This window comes from Streptomyces olivoverticillatus, assembly GCF_014203555.1.
Classification (GTDB): domain Bacteria; phylum Actinomycetota; class Actinomycetes; order Streptomycetales; family Streptomycetaceae; genus Streptomyces; species Streptomyces olivoverticillatus.
In genome coordinates, this window is sequence record NZ_JACHJH010000001.1 from 969,010 (window position 1) to 982,839 (window position 13,830).

General features: G+C 70.8%; 15 protein-coding genes. 10 read left to right on the top strand and 5 right to left on the bottom strand.

The features are described 5' to 3' along the window. Positions 1-311: 311 nt before the first annotated feature. The 7 genes from FHS39_RS04485 to FHS39_RS04515 all read left to right on the top strand — a co-directional run bounded on the left by FHS39_RS04485 (position 312) and on the right by FHS39_RS04515 (position 5,550). Entirely contained in the window at positions 312-554 is a 243-nt protein-coding gene (locus tag FHS39_RS04485; RefSeq protein WP_184346397.1) for a hypothetical protein, read from the top strand. Then, positions 526-1,047 (top strand): DUF6879 family protein, encoded by a 522-nt coding sequence (locus FHS39_RS04490; protein ID WP_184346398.1) that lies wholly within the window; start codon positions 526-528, stop codon positions 1,045-1,047. Before FHS39_RS04485 ends, FHS39_RS04490 begins: the two co-directional genes overlap by 29 nt. A 16-nt stretch (positions 1,048-1,063) precedes the next feature. Next, positions 1,064-1,912 (top strand): helix-turn-helix domain-containing protein, encoded by an 849-nt coding sequence (locus tag FHS39_RS04495; RefSeq protein ID WP_184346399.1) that lies wholly within the window; start codon positions 1,064-1,066, stop codon positions 1,910-1,912. A gap of 383 nt (positions 1,913-2,295) precedes the next feature. Continuing rightward, on the top strand, positions 2,296-2,772 hold the full coding sequence (locus FHS39_RS04500) for a glycine-rich domain-containing protein (protein ID WP_184346400.1): 477 nt from the start codon (positions 2,296-2,298) through the stop codon (positions 2,770-2,772). Positions 2,773-2,849: 77 nt separating this feature from the next. After that, the gene (locus tag FHS39_RS04505) at positions 2,850-3,575 is read left to right on the top strand and encodes a methyltransferase domain-containing protein (RefSeq protein WP_184346401.1); all 726 of its coding nucleotides are present in this window, start codon (positions 2,850-2,852) and stop codon (positions 3,573-3,575) included. 3 nt (positions 3,576-3,578) lie between these two features. Then, the gene (locus FHS39_RS04510) at positions 3,579-4,238 is read left to right on the top strand and encodes an HD domain-containing protein (RefSeq protein ID WP_184346402.1); all 660 of its coding nucleotides are present in this window, start codon (positions 3,579-3,581) and stop codon (positions 4,236-4,238) included. Positions 4,239-4,317: 79 nt separating this feature from the next. Next, positions 4,318-5,550, top strand: coding sequence for a Cmx/CmrA family chloramphenicol efflux MFS transporter (locus tag FHS39_RS04515; protein WP_184346403.1), 1,233 nt, complete (start codon positions 4,318-4,320; stop codon positions 5,548-5,550). 62 nt (positions 5,551-5,612) lie between these two features. Here the strand turns inward: FHS39_RS04515 and FHS39_RS04520 are convergent, their stop codons facing one another. Continuing rightward, complete coding sequence (locus tag FHS39_RS04520; protein WP_184346404.1) at positions 5,613-5,975, bottom strand: hypothetical protein; 363 nt, start codon at positions 5,973-5,975, stop codon at positions 5,613-5,615. Positions 5,976-6,060: 85 nt separating this feature from the next. Between FHS39_RS04520 and FHS39_RS04525 the strand changes: the two genes are divergently transcribed. From FHS39_RS04525 to FHS39_RS04535, 3 genes are all read left to right on the top strand, one after another. Then, the gene (locus FHS39_RS04525; protein ID WP_425507731.1) at positions 6,061-7,029 is read left to right on the top strand and encodes a MurR/RpiR family transcriptional regulator; all 969 of its coding nucleotides are present in this window, start codon (positions 6,061-6,063) and stop codon (positions 7,027-7,029) included. 50 nt (positions 7,030-7,079) lie between these two features. Beyond that, positions 7,080-8,021 (top strand): N-acetylmuramic acid 6-phosphate etherase, encoded by a 942-nt coding sequence (gene murQ / locus FHS39_RS04530; RefSeq protein ID WP_184346406.1) that lies wholly within the window; start codon positions 7,080-7,082, stop codon positions 8,019-8,021. Positions 8,022-8,098: 77 nt separating this feature from the next. Further along, positions 8,099-9,598 carry a PTS transporter subunit EIIC gene (locus FHS39_RS04535; RefSeq protein WP_184346407.1) on the top strand — a complete coding sequence of 500 codons (1,500 nt, stop codon included), beginning with the start codon at positions 8,099-8,101 and terminating at the stop codon, positions 9,596-9,598. 42 nt (positions 9,599-9,640) lie between these two features. Here the strand turns inward: FHS39_RS04535 and groL are convergent, their stop codons facing one another. The 4 genes from groL to thrC all read right to left on the bottom strand — a co-directional run bounded on the left by groL (position 9,641) and on the right by thrC (position 13,830). Next, positions 9,641-11,263 carry a chaperonin GroEL gene (gene groL, locus FHS39_RS04540; RefSeq protein WP_184346408.1) on the bottom strand — a complete coding sequence of 541 codons (1,623 nt, stop codon included), beginning with the start codon at positions 11,261-11,263 and terminating at the stop codon, positions 9,641-9,643. Positions 11,264-11,591: 328 nt separating this feature from the next. Beyond that, positions 11,592-11,798 carry a cold-shock protein gene (locus FHS39_RS04545; RefSeq protein ID WP_008743607.1) on the bottom strand — a complete coding sequence of 69 codons (207 nt, stop codon included), beginning with the start codon at positions 11,796-11,798 and terminating at the stop codon, positions 11,592-11,594. Between the two features lie 412 nt (positions 11,799-12,210). Then, positions 12,211-12,486, bottom strand: coding sequence for a MoaD/ThiS family protein (locus FHS39_RS04550; RefSeq protein WP_184346409.1), 276 nt, complete (start codon positions 12,484-12,486; stop codon positions 12,211-12,213). A gap of 63 nt (positions 12,487-12,549) precedes the next feature. Next, positions 12,550-13,830, bottom strand: a complete 1,281-nt coding sequence (gene thrC / locus FHS39_RS04555; RefSeq protein ID WP_184346410.1) for a threonine synthase — start codon at positions 13,828-13,830, stop codon at positions 12,550-12,552.

A 13,830-nucleotide genomic window follows, 5' to 3' on the forward strand; every position in this document is an offset into this window, starting at 1 on the left:
CACCAGGCACTGCGGGGACGTGGGCCTGAGCGGCTATGACCCCAACATCGTTTACCCCGGCTATGACGCGCTCATGGAGACTGTTCGCGCTGGTGAGTGCGACGCGGTCGTGATCTTCCAGCTGTCCCACCGCCATTTCGGCACCGTCGGGGCTCAGGTGCCCCACCCCCTGGCCCCCCGTCTGCCCGCCGTGGCAGGCGCTGGGGCCTTTGGCGTTTCAACTTCCTTAGCCCATCGCCCCCTTGACGCGGCACGCGTAGACGGCGAGCCTCATAGACGTCTGTAGAACCGGCAGACCGACGGAGGCTGTCATGGCGCTACTGTTCATCGCGAAGGACCCGAACACCAACGGGACTCAGTGCCCCACGGCCTGGGTTGATGACGAGGCACAGGAGATCGTCGTCCAGGGCTGGAAGGCGGGGGAAGCGCTGCTGGCCCAGTGCCTGCAGTCGGGCCCCATTCCGGACAGTGAAGCGGTGGTGAGGCTGCCCATCCGCATGGTGCCCGCCATCAGGGAGGCTTGTGATGTCGCAGACCGACTTGGCGTTCGCTGATCTACTGGCGAAGACCCGGTACTCGGCGGTCCACCTTGAGATGCGCGATTCGTATGGCATCGGTGAAGAGGCCGCCGAATTCGAAGCGTGGCGTTCGGGATGGCGACCGTCTCCGGAGCCCGATACATGGTGGAACGACTTTCACGCCATGGTGCGCGAGGCCGTCGCGCGCGGAGTCGTGTTCCGTCGTGCCCGGGTCGTCTCGGAGCCGGTAAGCGACTACATCAAGTACGAGCACGGCTGCACGTATCAGAACATTGCGGCGGGGGAGTTGGTCCGTTGGCTTCCCCGCCGGAAGGCGTCAGACCTCACCCTGCCCGGCAATGACTTCTGGCTGTTCGACAGCGAAATCATCATGTGGAACCACTTCACCGGAGATGGCGGCTCGGCCGGACCTGAACTGGATGAGCGGCCTGCCGTGGCGAAGCTGTGCGCCACGGCGTTCGATGCTGTGTGGAACCGGGCGACGCCCCACGAGGAGTACCGGGTCTGAGTGGCACAGCCAGATCATGCCTACACCCCCATCAAGCAGCATCGCGGCGGCGCGGAAGGCTGTTGGTGACCGCCTCCGGGAGATCCGGCGCGACGCCGGCCTGACAGCCAAGGAGGTTGCTAGCCGAGCCGGTTGGTACCCCTCCAAAGCCTCGCGCCTGGAGAACGCCGTCACGCCGCCATCCGACGCCGACATTCGCGCATGGTGCGCTGCATGCGGCGTCGATGACGCCGCTGCCGACCTGATCGCCGCCTCCCGCTCCGCTGACAACATGTACGTGGAGTGGAGGCGGGTTCAGCGCACTGGCCTGCGCAGACTCCAAGAATCCTACGTGCCGCTATTCGAGCGCACCCGGGTCTTCCGCGTCTACTGCTCCAACGTCGTGCCTGGCGTTCTCCAAACCCACGCCTATGCCACAGCCCTGCTGAGCGCTATCACCGATTTTCACGGCACGCCCAATGACGTGGCTGAGGCCGTGGAAGCGCGGCTGACTCGGTCACACGTCGTTCGCGAGGGTAACCACCGTTTCGCGTTGCTGATGGAGGAGTCGGTCCTGCGGCATCGCGTCGGCGACGCCGAGACGATGGCGGGCCAGCTTGGATACCTGCTGTCCGTGATGGCGTATCCGTCGGTCTCCCTGGGCGTGATCCCGTTCTCCGTCTCTCGCCGGATGTGGATGATCGAGACATTCAGCATCTACGACGCGGAAATGGCGCAAGTCGAATTGCTCACGGCACAGGTGAACGTGACGGCGCCGTCCGAGGTGGGGCAGTACCTCAAGGCGTTCGGAGAGATGGCAGAGCTGGCGGTGTACGGCGCCAAGGCCCGGACACTCATCACCGCCGCCGTTGACGCGCTCGGGTAACTCGCGTGGAACTTCATAGAACTTTGTTGGGGCCGGACGGCCCGACTTCCTAGCCTGTCGGCATGGCAAGCAGCAGAGAGCCGACGCCGGTCAAAGCCCCGCTGATGACTCTGCGGGTCAGCCGCGACAACGGGCGAACGTACGGACCGACACGGGCGGTACGGGCGGGCGACCCCGTGATCATCCTGGAGAACCCGGTCCGCTACCCGCCGTGTGAGTGCCCCCGCTGTGCGCCCGAGTGCCAGGCGTCGCGGGCGATATCGGCCCGCTCTCTGCGGCCTGCCTAGCCCCCCCCCCGCTCCGATCGGCGTCCTCAGCCATTCCCAGGTCGAGTGACTGGAGAGGGCTCAGGTTCGAGCACCACCCTTCCGAGGAGGTAAGACGTGACCATCGTTGAGGCACGGCCCGCGATCGACGCGGGAACCCTGGTCAGTGCGGAGCTGCGGGAGACCATCGCCGCCGACGTGCGGGCCAAGTACGACCACATCCCGGCGGGCATGGCCCGCCGGGGCGTCGGCCAGATGCTGGCATTTGTGGCCGCCAGCGCTGCCAGTGAGAAGCCTCTGAGCCCGTCCCCGCTGGTGGACGACTTCTGGCACGCGTTCGTCCTGCGGACCAAGGCGTACGCCGACTTCTGCCAGGAGACGTTCGGGAAGTTCGTCCACCACCAGCCCGGCTACCTGGACCGCGAGGCGCACGGCGGTGGCAAGGTGCTGCGTGCCCGGACCGTGGACGCCATCCAGGCGGCCGGGTACGCCGTCGACCTGGAGTTCTGGCCGGAGCTGGACATCGCCGACTGCTCGCAGTGTCACGCGAACTGCCACAACAGCCCGAAGCACAACGCCGCCAAGACCGGTTGATCAGCGCACAGGCATCCAGGCCGGCCGTACCCGCGTGGTGCGGCTGGCCGCGCCCATGAATTACGACGGAGGAGCACGTGACCGACACGACGGCGTGGGACACCTACGCCCGCAGGAAGCCCGGCGGCCGGCGGGAGAAGAACGCCAAGGGCGAGACCACCTGGTTCAACTGGACCCAGTACCCCGACCACGGCCCCGGAATCGAGGTTCTGGGCGAGGCCGATAAGGCGTCTGTCCTGGAGCTCGGGTGCGGCACAGGGGGGAACCTCGCCCACGTCGCCACCCTCGGGCACCGCGCCGTCGGCGTCGACGTCTCCCCCGTCCAGCTCAACGCCGCCCGCGAGCGCTGGGGCGACCTGCCGGGCCTGGAACTGCACCAGCGCGGCGCGCTCGACTTCATGAGCGAGACCACCGAGCGCTTCGACGCCGTGTACTCCGTCTTCGGCGCCATCTGGTTCACCGACCCAAACCAGATGCTCCCCGCCATCCGCCAGGTCCTCAAGCCCGGCGGCGTGCTCGCCTTCTCCCAGCGGCCCCCGGTCGAAGGCTGCTACGGCTGCCAGGCGTCCTACATCAACCAGGCCGACGACCCCAACCCCCTCGTCGTCAAGCGCTGGGACTACACCCCCGAGATGTGGGCCGACCGACTGAAGCAGCACGGCTTCCGCTACCCCCTGGCGAACGAGATCACCCCGCCCGAGGTCTGGAAGACCGGCACGCTCCTCGTCCGCGCCCTGGCACCCGGCGCCCGAGTCCCGCCGCCTGGGGAGAAACCCGGAGAGAAAGCCGTACCCCACAATTGACCCATGGCAGCCACGCCCGAGCACCCGTCCGGACCTGCACTGCGCGCCGCCTGGCGGGAGACCGTCGAGCGGATGCGCACGGTCCGGGAGCCCGATCCCGGTCCGTACGCCGACGACCTGCTCGCCCGCTGGTCGGAGCCACAGCGCCGGTACCACACGGTCGATCACCTCGCCGCCGTCCTCGGGCACCTCGACGAGCTGGCGGCGCACGCCGACGACATCGACACCGTCCGCCTCGCCGCCTGGTTCCACGACGCCGTCTACCGCCCCGACCGCTCCGAGAACGAGGAGCGCTCCGCCCATCTCGCCGAGCGCGCCCTGCCCGAGCTGGGCATCGACCCCGCCCGCACCGCCGAGACCGCCCGCCTCGTCCGCCTCACCGTCACCCACGAGCCCGCCCCCGGCGACCGCGACGGCGAGGTGCTGTGCGACGCCGACCTCGCGATCCTGGGCAGCCCGCCCCAGCAGTACGCGGCCTACGCCGCCGCCGTCCGCCAGGAGTACGGCTTCGTCCCCCACGACGCCTTCCGCGAGGGACGCGCCGACGTCCTGCGCCAACTCCTCGCGCAGCCCCGGCTGTTCCGCACCCCGGCCGCCTACGAGCGCTGGGAGCGCACCGCCCGCTTCAACCTCGCCACCGAGCTGGACCTGCTCACACTCTGAGACGCGGGCCGAGCAGGGGGGAATACCCCCGACGACGATCATGCTGGCAAGAGGTATGCCGCATACCAGCCCGCCCCGCATGCCCGTTGCCGTCTACGTACTCGGTCTGTCGGTCTTCGCCCTCGGAACCTCGGAGTTCATGCTGTCCGGGCTGCTCCAGCCCCTGGCCCGCGACATGGACGTCTCCATCCCCCAGGCCGGACTGCTGGTGTCCGCCTTCGCGATCGGGATGGTCGTCGGTGCGCCCCTGCTCGCCGCCGCGACGCTGCGGCTGCCGCGCCGCACGACGCTGATCGCCCTGCTCGCCGTCTTCGGGCTCGGGCAGGTGGCGGGGGCGCTGGCGCCCTCGTACGGGGTGCTGTTCGCCTCGCGGGTGGTGAGCGCGCTGGCGTGCGCCGGGTTCTGGGCGGTGGGCGCGGCCGTGGCCGTGTCGCTGGTGCCGGTGACCGCGCGGGCCAAGGCCATGGCCGTGATGCTCGGCGGGCTGTCGATCGCCAACATCGCGGGCGTGCCCGCCGGTGCCCTCCTGGGCCAGCACGCGGGCTGGCGCTCGGCGTTCTGGGCGGTGGCCGCGCTGTCCGCGGTGGGCCTCGCGGGCGTCGTCGCGCTCGTACCGGCCACGCAGCCGCCCACTGGCGAGGACGCGCCGCGGCTGCGCAAGGAGCTCGCGATCTACCGCGACCGGCAGGTGTGGCTGGCCCTCGCCACCACCGCCCTCAACGCCGCCGCCGTCTTCTGCCTCTTCTCCTACCTCGCCCCGCTGCTCACCGAGACCGCGGGCCTCAAGGAGAGCTGGGTGCCCACCGTGCTCGCGCTCTTCGGCGTGGGCGCGCTGATCGGCACCGCCATCGGCGGCCGGATCGCGGACGCGCACCTCTTCGGCACGATGTACGGCGGCATCGGCGCCTCGGCCGCCGCGCTGGCCCTGCTCGCACTGACCGCGCACAGCGCGGCCGCGGCCATCGCCATGGCGGTGCTGCTGGGCGTGGCCGCCTTCGCCACCTCGCCGGCCCTCAACGCCCGGATGTTCAACGTCGCGGGCGCGGCACCGACGCTGGCGGGCGCCACCACCACCGCCGCCTTCAACATCGGCAACACCGTGGGCCCGTGGCTCGGCGGCCTCGTGATCGGTGCCGGCTGGGGCTACCCGGCCGTCGCCTGGCTGGCCGCGGGGCTCGCGACCCTGGCGGTGGGCACCACCGCCGTCGCCTCCCGGCTGCACCGCGGTGCGGAAGCCTCCCGGATCGTGGCGGCCTCGGCCGGCGCGTCGTCCACGGCGCACGAGACGGCGCCCGAGTCCTCCGTACGCTGACACCCGGCCGGCGGCGCGCCCCCTGCACACCGGCGCGCCGCCCCAAAGCCACCCAAGAGCCCTCAGCCGCCCAGCGCCGAACCCAACGACCCCACCGGCGCCACCAGCACCGCCTGCTTGGTGCACGCCCAGTGCGGATCCGGCCCCAGCTCCGGCTCGACCTCCAGTGCGTGCGGGTCTCCGGAGTCCGTACAGACCGGGCACAACGGCCAGCGGCCGTGCCGCTCCAGCAGCGCGTCCTGCACGTCCTGGGCGATCAGACCGGGCAGGAACCCGGCGCCCTCGGGCCACTGCTCGACCCACCACCGCCGGTGGGCGACCGCGTCCTCGACGAGCGAGACCACATCGGCCTCCGCCACGTCCCCCGCGACCAGATCGGCGAGGACCAGCGCCCGCGCCGCGTGCAGTGCCTGTTCGAGCTCCATGTGCCCCATTGTCGGACTCGCCGAGGGCCGACGGCACACCGGGCGAGGGTTGACGGCACACCAGGCCGAAAATACCTTTCACAAAGTGAGCAGCGACAGCAGCGAACCGAAGGAAACTTTCGGCCCCGCGAGCACTGCAAGCACCGCGAGCACCACCGGCTCCGCCAAGCCGCCACCGCCCGCCGCACTGGCCGCCAAGGTCCGCACGCTGGCCCCCTCCATGACCCGCTCGATGCAGCGCGTCGCCGAAACCGTCGCGGGCGACCCGGCCGGCTCCGCCGCCCTCACCGTCACCGGCCTCGCCGAACGCACCGGCACCAGCGAGGCCACCGTCGTGCGCACCGCCCGCGTCCTCGGCTACCCCGGCTACCGCGATCTGCGGCTCGCACTCGCCACCCTCGCCGCCGAACAGGCCGCCGGGCGCGCCCCCGCCGTCACCGCCGACATCGCCGTCGACGACCCGCTGGCCGGCGTCGTCGCCAAGCTCGCCCAGGAAGAGGCCCAGTGCCTCGCGGACACCGCCGCCGGGCTCGACACCGCCCAGCTGGAGTCGGCCGTCGCCGCCCTCGCCACCGCCCGCCGCATCGACGTCTACGGCATCGGCGCCTCCCACCTCGTCGGCCAGGACCTGGTCCAGAAGCTGCTGCGCATCGGCCTGATCGCGCACGCCCCCACCGACCCCCATCTGGCCGTCACCAACGCCGTCCAACTGCGCTCCGGCGACGTGGCGATCGCCATCACCCACTCCGGCCGGACCACCGACGTCATCGAACCGCTGCGGGTCGCCTTCGAGCACGGCGCGACCACCGTCGCGGTCACCGGCCGCCCGCAGGGCGAGATCGCCCAGTACGCCGATCACATCCTCACCACGTCCTCCGCCCGGGAGAGCGAGCTGCGGCCTGCGGCCATGTCGAGCCGCACCAGCCAGCTCCTCGTGGTGGACTGCCTGTTCATCGGCGTCGCACAACGCACGTACGACCAGGCGGCGCCCGCCCTGTCCGCGTCCTACGAGGCCCTCGCCCACCGCCACGACCCCCGCCCGCCGCACCGCTGACCCTCCTCCCCAAGCAGTGAGCCACAGACCCGAGAAGTGAGCCACAGCCCATGACCTCGACCGCCGCCCTCGCCGCCCTCCGCGCCCAGCTGGCGACGCTGACCACCGAGGCGTTCCGCCCGGAGCTCGCCGACATCGACCAGCTCCCGACCCAGGACATCGCGAAGATCATGAACGCGGGCGACGCGACGGTCGCCACCGCCGTCGCCGAGCGGCTGCCCGAGATCGCGGCCGCCATCGACGCGACCGCCACCCGGATGGCCCGCGGCGGACGGCTCGTCTACGCGGGGGCGGGGACTGCCGGGCGGCTGGGCGTGCTGGACGCCAGCGAGTGCCCGCCGACCTTCAACACCGACCCGACCCAGGTCGTCGGCCTGATAGCGGGAGGCAGCCGGGCCCTGGTGACGGCGGTCGAGGGCGCCGAGGACAGCGAGAAGCTGGCCGCCGCCGACCTCGACGCGCTGCGCGTCGGGCCCGACGACACGGTCGTCGGCATCTCCGCCTCCGGCCGCACCCCCTACGCCATCGGGGCCGTCCGGCACGCGCGCGGCGCCGGGGCGCTGACCATCGGGCTGTCCTGCAACGCCGGTTCGGAGCTGGGCACGGCCGCCGAACACGCGATCGAGGTCGTCGTCGGGCCGGAACTGCTCACCGGCTCCACCCGGCTCAAGGCGGGCACCGCCCAGAAGCTCGTCCTCAACATGCTCTCGACCATCACCATGATCCGGCTGGGCAAGACCTACGGAAACCTGATGGTCGACGTCCGCGCCTCCAACGAGAAGCTGCGCGCCCGTTCGCGGCGCATCGTCTCGCTGGCGACCGGGGCCCCCGACGCCGACATCGAGGCGGCGCTGGCCGAGACCGACGGCGAGGTGAAGGACGCCATCCTCGTCCTGCTCGGCGAGGTGGACGGGCCCACGGCCGGACGGCTCCTGAAGGAGGCGGACGGCCACCTGCGCGCGGCCCTTCACGCGGCGCACACCCAAGGCTGACGCCCCCACACCCAAGCAAGCACACGGCAGCAAGGCAGCACGTCCCCATGCCCACAGACAACATGTCCTCAGACGACATGTCCTCAGACGACTTGCCCACACACGGCGAGTCCACGCACGACAGCAAGCACGGCGCCACCGCCGCCGCGCTCCTCCCCCTCCTCGGCGGCGCCGGGAACGTCCTCACCGTCGCCCACTGCATGACCCGCCTGCGCCTGGAGCTGCGCGACCGCGCCCTGGTGCGGGACGAGGCGCTGCGGGCGCTGCCCGCGGTGCTGGGCGTGGTCGAGGACGGCGGGGCGTACCAGATCGTCCTCGGGCCGGGCACGGTCGCCCGTGTCGCCCCGGAGCTGCAACGACTCGTGACGGCGGGGGCAGCGGGGGGCGCGCCGCCCCTGGCCGAGCGCGGTGCCGCGCTACGGGCGGCGCGCAAGGCCCGTAACGCCACGCCCGGCAAGCTGCTGCTGGGCCGGATCGCCCGCGTCTTCGTCCCGTTGATCCCGGCCCTGATCGGCTGCGGCATCGTGGCGGGCCTGGCCGGGCTGCTGGCCAACGCGCACTGGCTGCCCGCCCTCGCCCCGGCGCTCACGGCGATCGCCTCCGGCTTCATGTCCCTGATCTCGGTGTTCGTCGGCTACCAGACGGCCAAGGAGTTCGGCGGCACGCCCGTGCTGGGCGGCGCGGTCGCGGCGGTCATCGTCTACGGGGGCGTCGAGAGGGTGCACGCCTTCGGCGAGAAGCTGGCGCCCGGCGAGGGCGGGGTGCTGGGCGCGCTGGCCGCGGCGCTGCTGGCGGTGCAGGTGGAGAAGTGGTGCCGCCGCCGGGTGCCCGAGGCCCTGGACGTGCTCGTCACCCCGACGGTGACGGTCCTGGTGGCAGGGCTGGCGACGCTCTACGGGCTGATGTTCGCGGCCGGCCGGGCCGCCGCGGCGATCGGCCAAGCCGCCGACTGGCTGCTGACGGGCGGTGGCGCGGCGGCGGGCTTCGCGCTGGGCGGGCTGTTCCTGCCGGTGGTGATGCTGGGCCTGCACCAGGCGCTCATCCCGATCCACACGACCCTGATCGAGCAGCAGGGCTACACCGTCCTGCTGCCCATCCTGGCGATGGCGGGCGCGGGCCAGGTGGGCGCGGCGCTGGCGCTCTACGTGCGGCTGTGGCGCAACGGCCCGGTCCGCACGACGATCCGCTCGGCGCTGCCGGCCGGGCTGCTGGGCATCGGCGAGCCGCTGATCTACGGGGTGTCGCTGCCGCTGGGCCGCCCGTTCGTCACGGCGTGCGTCGGCGGCGCGTTCGGCGGCGGTTTCGTGGGCCTGCTGAACCAGCTCGGCGAGAAGGTCGGCTGCACGGCCATCGGCCCGTCGGGCTGGGCCCTCTTCCCGCTGCTGAAGGGCAACCACGGCCTGGCCCACGCGGCCACCGTCTACGCGGGGGGCCTGACGGTGGGTTACGCGGCCGGGTTCGCCGCCACCTACTTCTTCGGTCTGGGGCGCGGCGAACGGGCGGAGCTGAACGGCCCGAGGGCGGCACCCCCCGTGCAGGGGATGCCGCCCTCGGCGTACAGCGTTCAGGACAAGTGATCCTCCCTCCTCGCCCGCCTTCGGCGAGGAGGGGCCTATGGATCAGAAGTCCATGTCACCGCCGGGCATGCCGCCCGGAGCGGCCGCGGCGGCCTTCTCCGGCTTGTCGGCGATGACGGCCTCGGTGGTGAGGAACAGCGCCGCGATGGAGGCGGCGTTCTGCAGGGCGGAGCGGGTGACCTTCGCCGGGTCGATGATGCCCTCGGCGATCATGTCGACGTACTCGCCGGTCGCGGCGTTGAGGCCGTGGCCCACGGTGAGGTTGCGGACCTTCTCCACGACGACGCCGCCCTCGAGACCACCGTTGACGGCGATCTGCTTGAGCGGGGCCTCCAGGGCCAGCTTGACGGCGTTGGCACCGGTGGCCTCGTCGCCCTCGAGCTCGAGCTTCTCGAAGACCTGGGAGGCCTGCAGCAGGGCCACGCCACCACCGGCGACGATGCCCTCCTCGACGGCCGCCTTCGCGTTGCGAACGGCGTCCTCGATGCGGTGCTTGCGCTCCTTGAGCTCGACCTCGGTCGCGGCACCGGCCTTGATGACGGCCACGCCGCCGGCCAGCTTCGCCAGGCGCTCCTGCAGCTTCTCGCGGTCGTAGTCGGAGTCGCTGTTCTCGATCTCGGCGCGGATCTGGTTGACGCGGCCCTGGACCTGGTCGCTGTCACCGGCACCGTCGACGATCGTCGTCTCGTCCTTGGTGATGACGACCTTGCGGGCGCGGCCGAGCAGGTCGAGACCGGCGTTCTCCAGCTTGAGGCCGACCTCCTCGGAGATGACCGTGCCGCCGGTGAGGATGGCGATGTCGTTCAGCATGGCCTTGCGGCGGTCGCCGAAGCCCGGGGCCTTGACGGCGACGGACTTGAAGGTGCCGCGGATCTTGTTGACCACCAGGGTCGACAGGGCCTCGCCCTCGACGTCCTCGGCGATGATCAGCAGCGGCTTGCCGGACTGCATGACCTTCTCGAGGAGCGGCAGCAGGTCCTTGACCGAGCCGATCTTCGAGTTGACGATCAGGATGTACGGGTCGTCCAGGGACGCCTCCATACGCTCCATGTCGGTGGCGAAGTACGCCGAGATGTAGCCCTTGTCGAAGCGCATGCCCTCGGTGAGCTCCAGCTCCAGACCGAAGGTCTGGGACTCCTCGACCGTGATGACGCCTTCCTTGCCGACCTTGTCCATCGCCTCGGCGATGAGCTCGCCGATCTGGGTGTCGGCGGCGGAGATGGAGGCGGTGGAAGCGATCTGCTCCTTGGTCTCCACGTCCTTGGCCTGCTCGAGCAGGGCGGCGGAGACGGCCTCGACGGCCTTCTCGATGCCGCGCTTGAGGGCCATCGGGTTGGCACCGGCGGCCACGTTGCGCAGACCCTCGCGGACCAGCGCCTGGGCGAGGACGGTCGCGGTCGTCGTGCCGTCACCGGCGACGTCGTCCGTCTTCTTCGCGACCTCCTTGACCAGCTCGGCGCCGATCTTCTCGTACGGGTCCTCGAGCTCGATCTCCTTGGCGATGGAGACACCATCGTTGGTGATCGTGGGGGCGCCCCACTTCTTCTCGAGGACGACGTTCCGGCCCTTGGGGCCGAGGGTGACCTTGACGGCGTCGGCGAGCTGGTTCATCCCGCGCTCGAGACCGCGCCGTGCCTCCTCGTCGAACGCGATGATCTTGGCCATGTGAAGTGGTCCTCCCAGGACGGGGTGGAGACTGCTCCGGACCGTGTGGCGCCCGCGACGGACGGCCTGCATGCCCTGCGGTTCCTTGCCCCGCCTGGCCTGCGGACCTCACCGACGGTCCAAATCTGTCACTCTCACTCGGAGAGTGCTAAGCCAATGATTAGCACTCGACCCCTACGAGTGCAAGCGCCTCGGACCCATCCCTGCCCCGGCTCTCACGGGGCTACACACCCGAACCTCGGGTGCCCGCGCACGCACGAGGGGCCCGCACCGTACTGGTGCGGGCCCCTCGTGCGTGCTGAGAGAGCCGATGGTCGATGCGCCGCGGTCAGCCGGCCGCCAGCTTCACCATGTCGGCCTGCGGGCCCTTCTGGCCCTGCGAGATCTCGAACTCGACTCGCTGCCCCTCCTCGAGGGTGCGGTAGCCGTCCATCTGAATCGCGCTGTAGTGGACGAAAACATCCGCACCACCGTCGACCGCGATGAAGCCGTACCCCTTCTCCGCGTTGAACCACTTGACGGTGCCCTGAGCCATGCCTAACTCCCCTATTACTGGCCCTTGCACAGGACCGCACTTCGCGGACCCGGGTCAGACCTCACCCCCAGACAGGTTGGGGGTGTGCGCCGGAACGCGTCGACCGCGGCTGAATGTATCTGCACGGATGCCGTCTGCAACAGGTCAGTCGGACGAGAATTACGGGCGCGGCCGATCGGCTATTCGTACCGATTTCCCCAGCTTCTCGGGCAAGTCGGGCCGGGCAAAACGCAACCAACCCGGCAATTCGTGCACACGTTTCGCGCACAACTTGACGGGTTCTCATATGCGTTCGGTGGTGACACCGGAGGGGGAACGCCCCAACTGTATCGCGCTTCAACAGACGGAATCACCCCGTCCGCTTTGTGGACGGGGTGATTCCGGGCGATTACGCAGAGACCCTGCGGAAGGGTCAGCCGCCCGCGACGGCGGGGATGATCGAGACCCCCGCGCCGTCGGGAGTGGGGGCGTCCAGCCCGCCCTCGAAGCGGACGTCGTCATCGTTGACGTAGACGTTCACGAAGCGGCGCAGCTTGCCGCCGTCGTCGAGGATGCGGGGGCCGATCCCGGCGTGGTTGCGGTCGAGGTCGGCGATGACCTCGGAGAGGGTCGTCCCCTCAGCGGGGACTTCGGCCCGGCCGTCGGTGTAGGTGCGAAGGATCGTGGGGATGCGGACTGTCACGCTCATGGGGGTCACCTTCGGTCGGGGTGCGTGGTCGGGTGCGGGCCGGGTCGCGGCAAGTCCGGCCGGTCAGGCCAGGGCGCGGAAGGCGTCCAGGGAGGGCTTGATCGTGGCCGTCGGGCCCGCCGCCACCGCGTCGAGGGTCTTGAGGCCGTCGCCCGTGTTCAGGACGACCGTCGTCAGGGCCGGGTCGAGGAGGCCGGCCTCGATCAGCTTCTTCGTGACGCCCACGGTCACCCCGCCCGCCGTCTCCGCGAAGATCCCCTCCGTCCGGGCGAGCAGCCGGATCGCGTCGACGATCTGCTCGTCCGTCACGTCCTCCACCGCCCCGCCCGTGCGCCGCGCGATGTCCAGCACGTACGGCCCGTCGGCCGGGTTGCCGATGGCCAGGGACTTGGCGATCGTGTCGGGCTTCACCGGGCGCACCACGTCGTGCCCGTCCTTGAAGGCCCGCGACACCGGCGAGCACCCCTCGGCCTGCGCCCCGAAGATCCGGTACGGCCGGTCCTCGACGAGCCCCAGCGCGACGAGCTCCTTGAGCCCCTTGTCGATCTTCGTCAGCTGCGAGCCCGAGGCGATCGGGATGACGATCTGGTCCGGCAGCCGCCACCCCAGCTGTTCACAGATCTCGTACGCGAGCGTCTTCGAGCCCTCGCCGTAGTACGGGCGCAGGTTGACGTTGACGAAGCCCCATCCCTCCCCCAGCGGATCGCCGATCAGCTCGCTGCAGAAGCGGTTGACGTCGTCGTACGTACCCTCGATGCCGATCAGCTCGCCGCCGTAGACCGCGGCCATGACGACCTTGCCCGCCTCCAGGTCGTGCGGGATGAACACACAGGACTTGAAGCCGGCCCGGGCGGCCGCCGCGCCCACGGCCCCCGCCAGGTTGCCCGTCGAGGAGCAGGACAGGGTCGTGAAGCCGAAGGCGCGCGCCGCCTCGACCGCGATGGCGACGACCCGGTCCTTGAAGGAGTGCGTGGGGTTGCCGGAGTCGTCCTTGACGTACAGCCCGCCCGTCACGCCGAGCTCGCGGGCGAGGTTGTCGGCCTTGACGAGCTTGGTGAAGCCGGGGTTGAGGTTCGGCTTGTCCGCGACGTCGGCGGGGACGGGCAGCAGCGGCGCGTACCGCCAGATGTTCGCCGGACCGGCCTCGATGCGGCGCCGCAGCGCCTCCGGGTCACCGGCCGGCAGCTCGTACGCCACTTCGAGCGGGCCGAAGCAGGAGGCGCAGGCGAAGATCGGTCCCAGCTCGAAGCGCTCGCCGCACTCGCGGCAGGACAGCGCGACGGCAGGGCCCAGAGAGACGGAAGTGGTAGCGCTTTCAACAGCTTCTACGGCTTCTACAGCCAT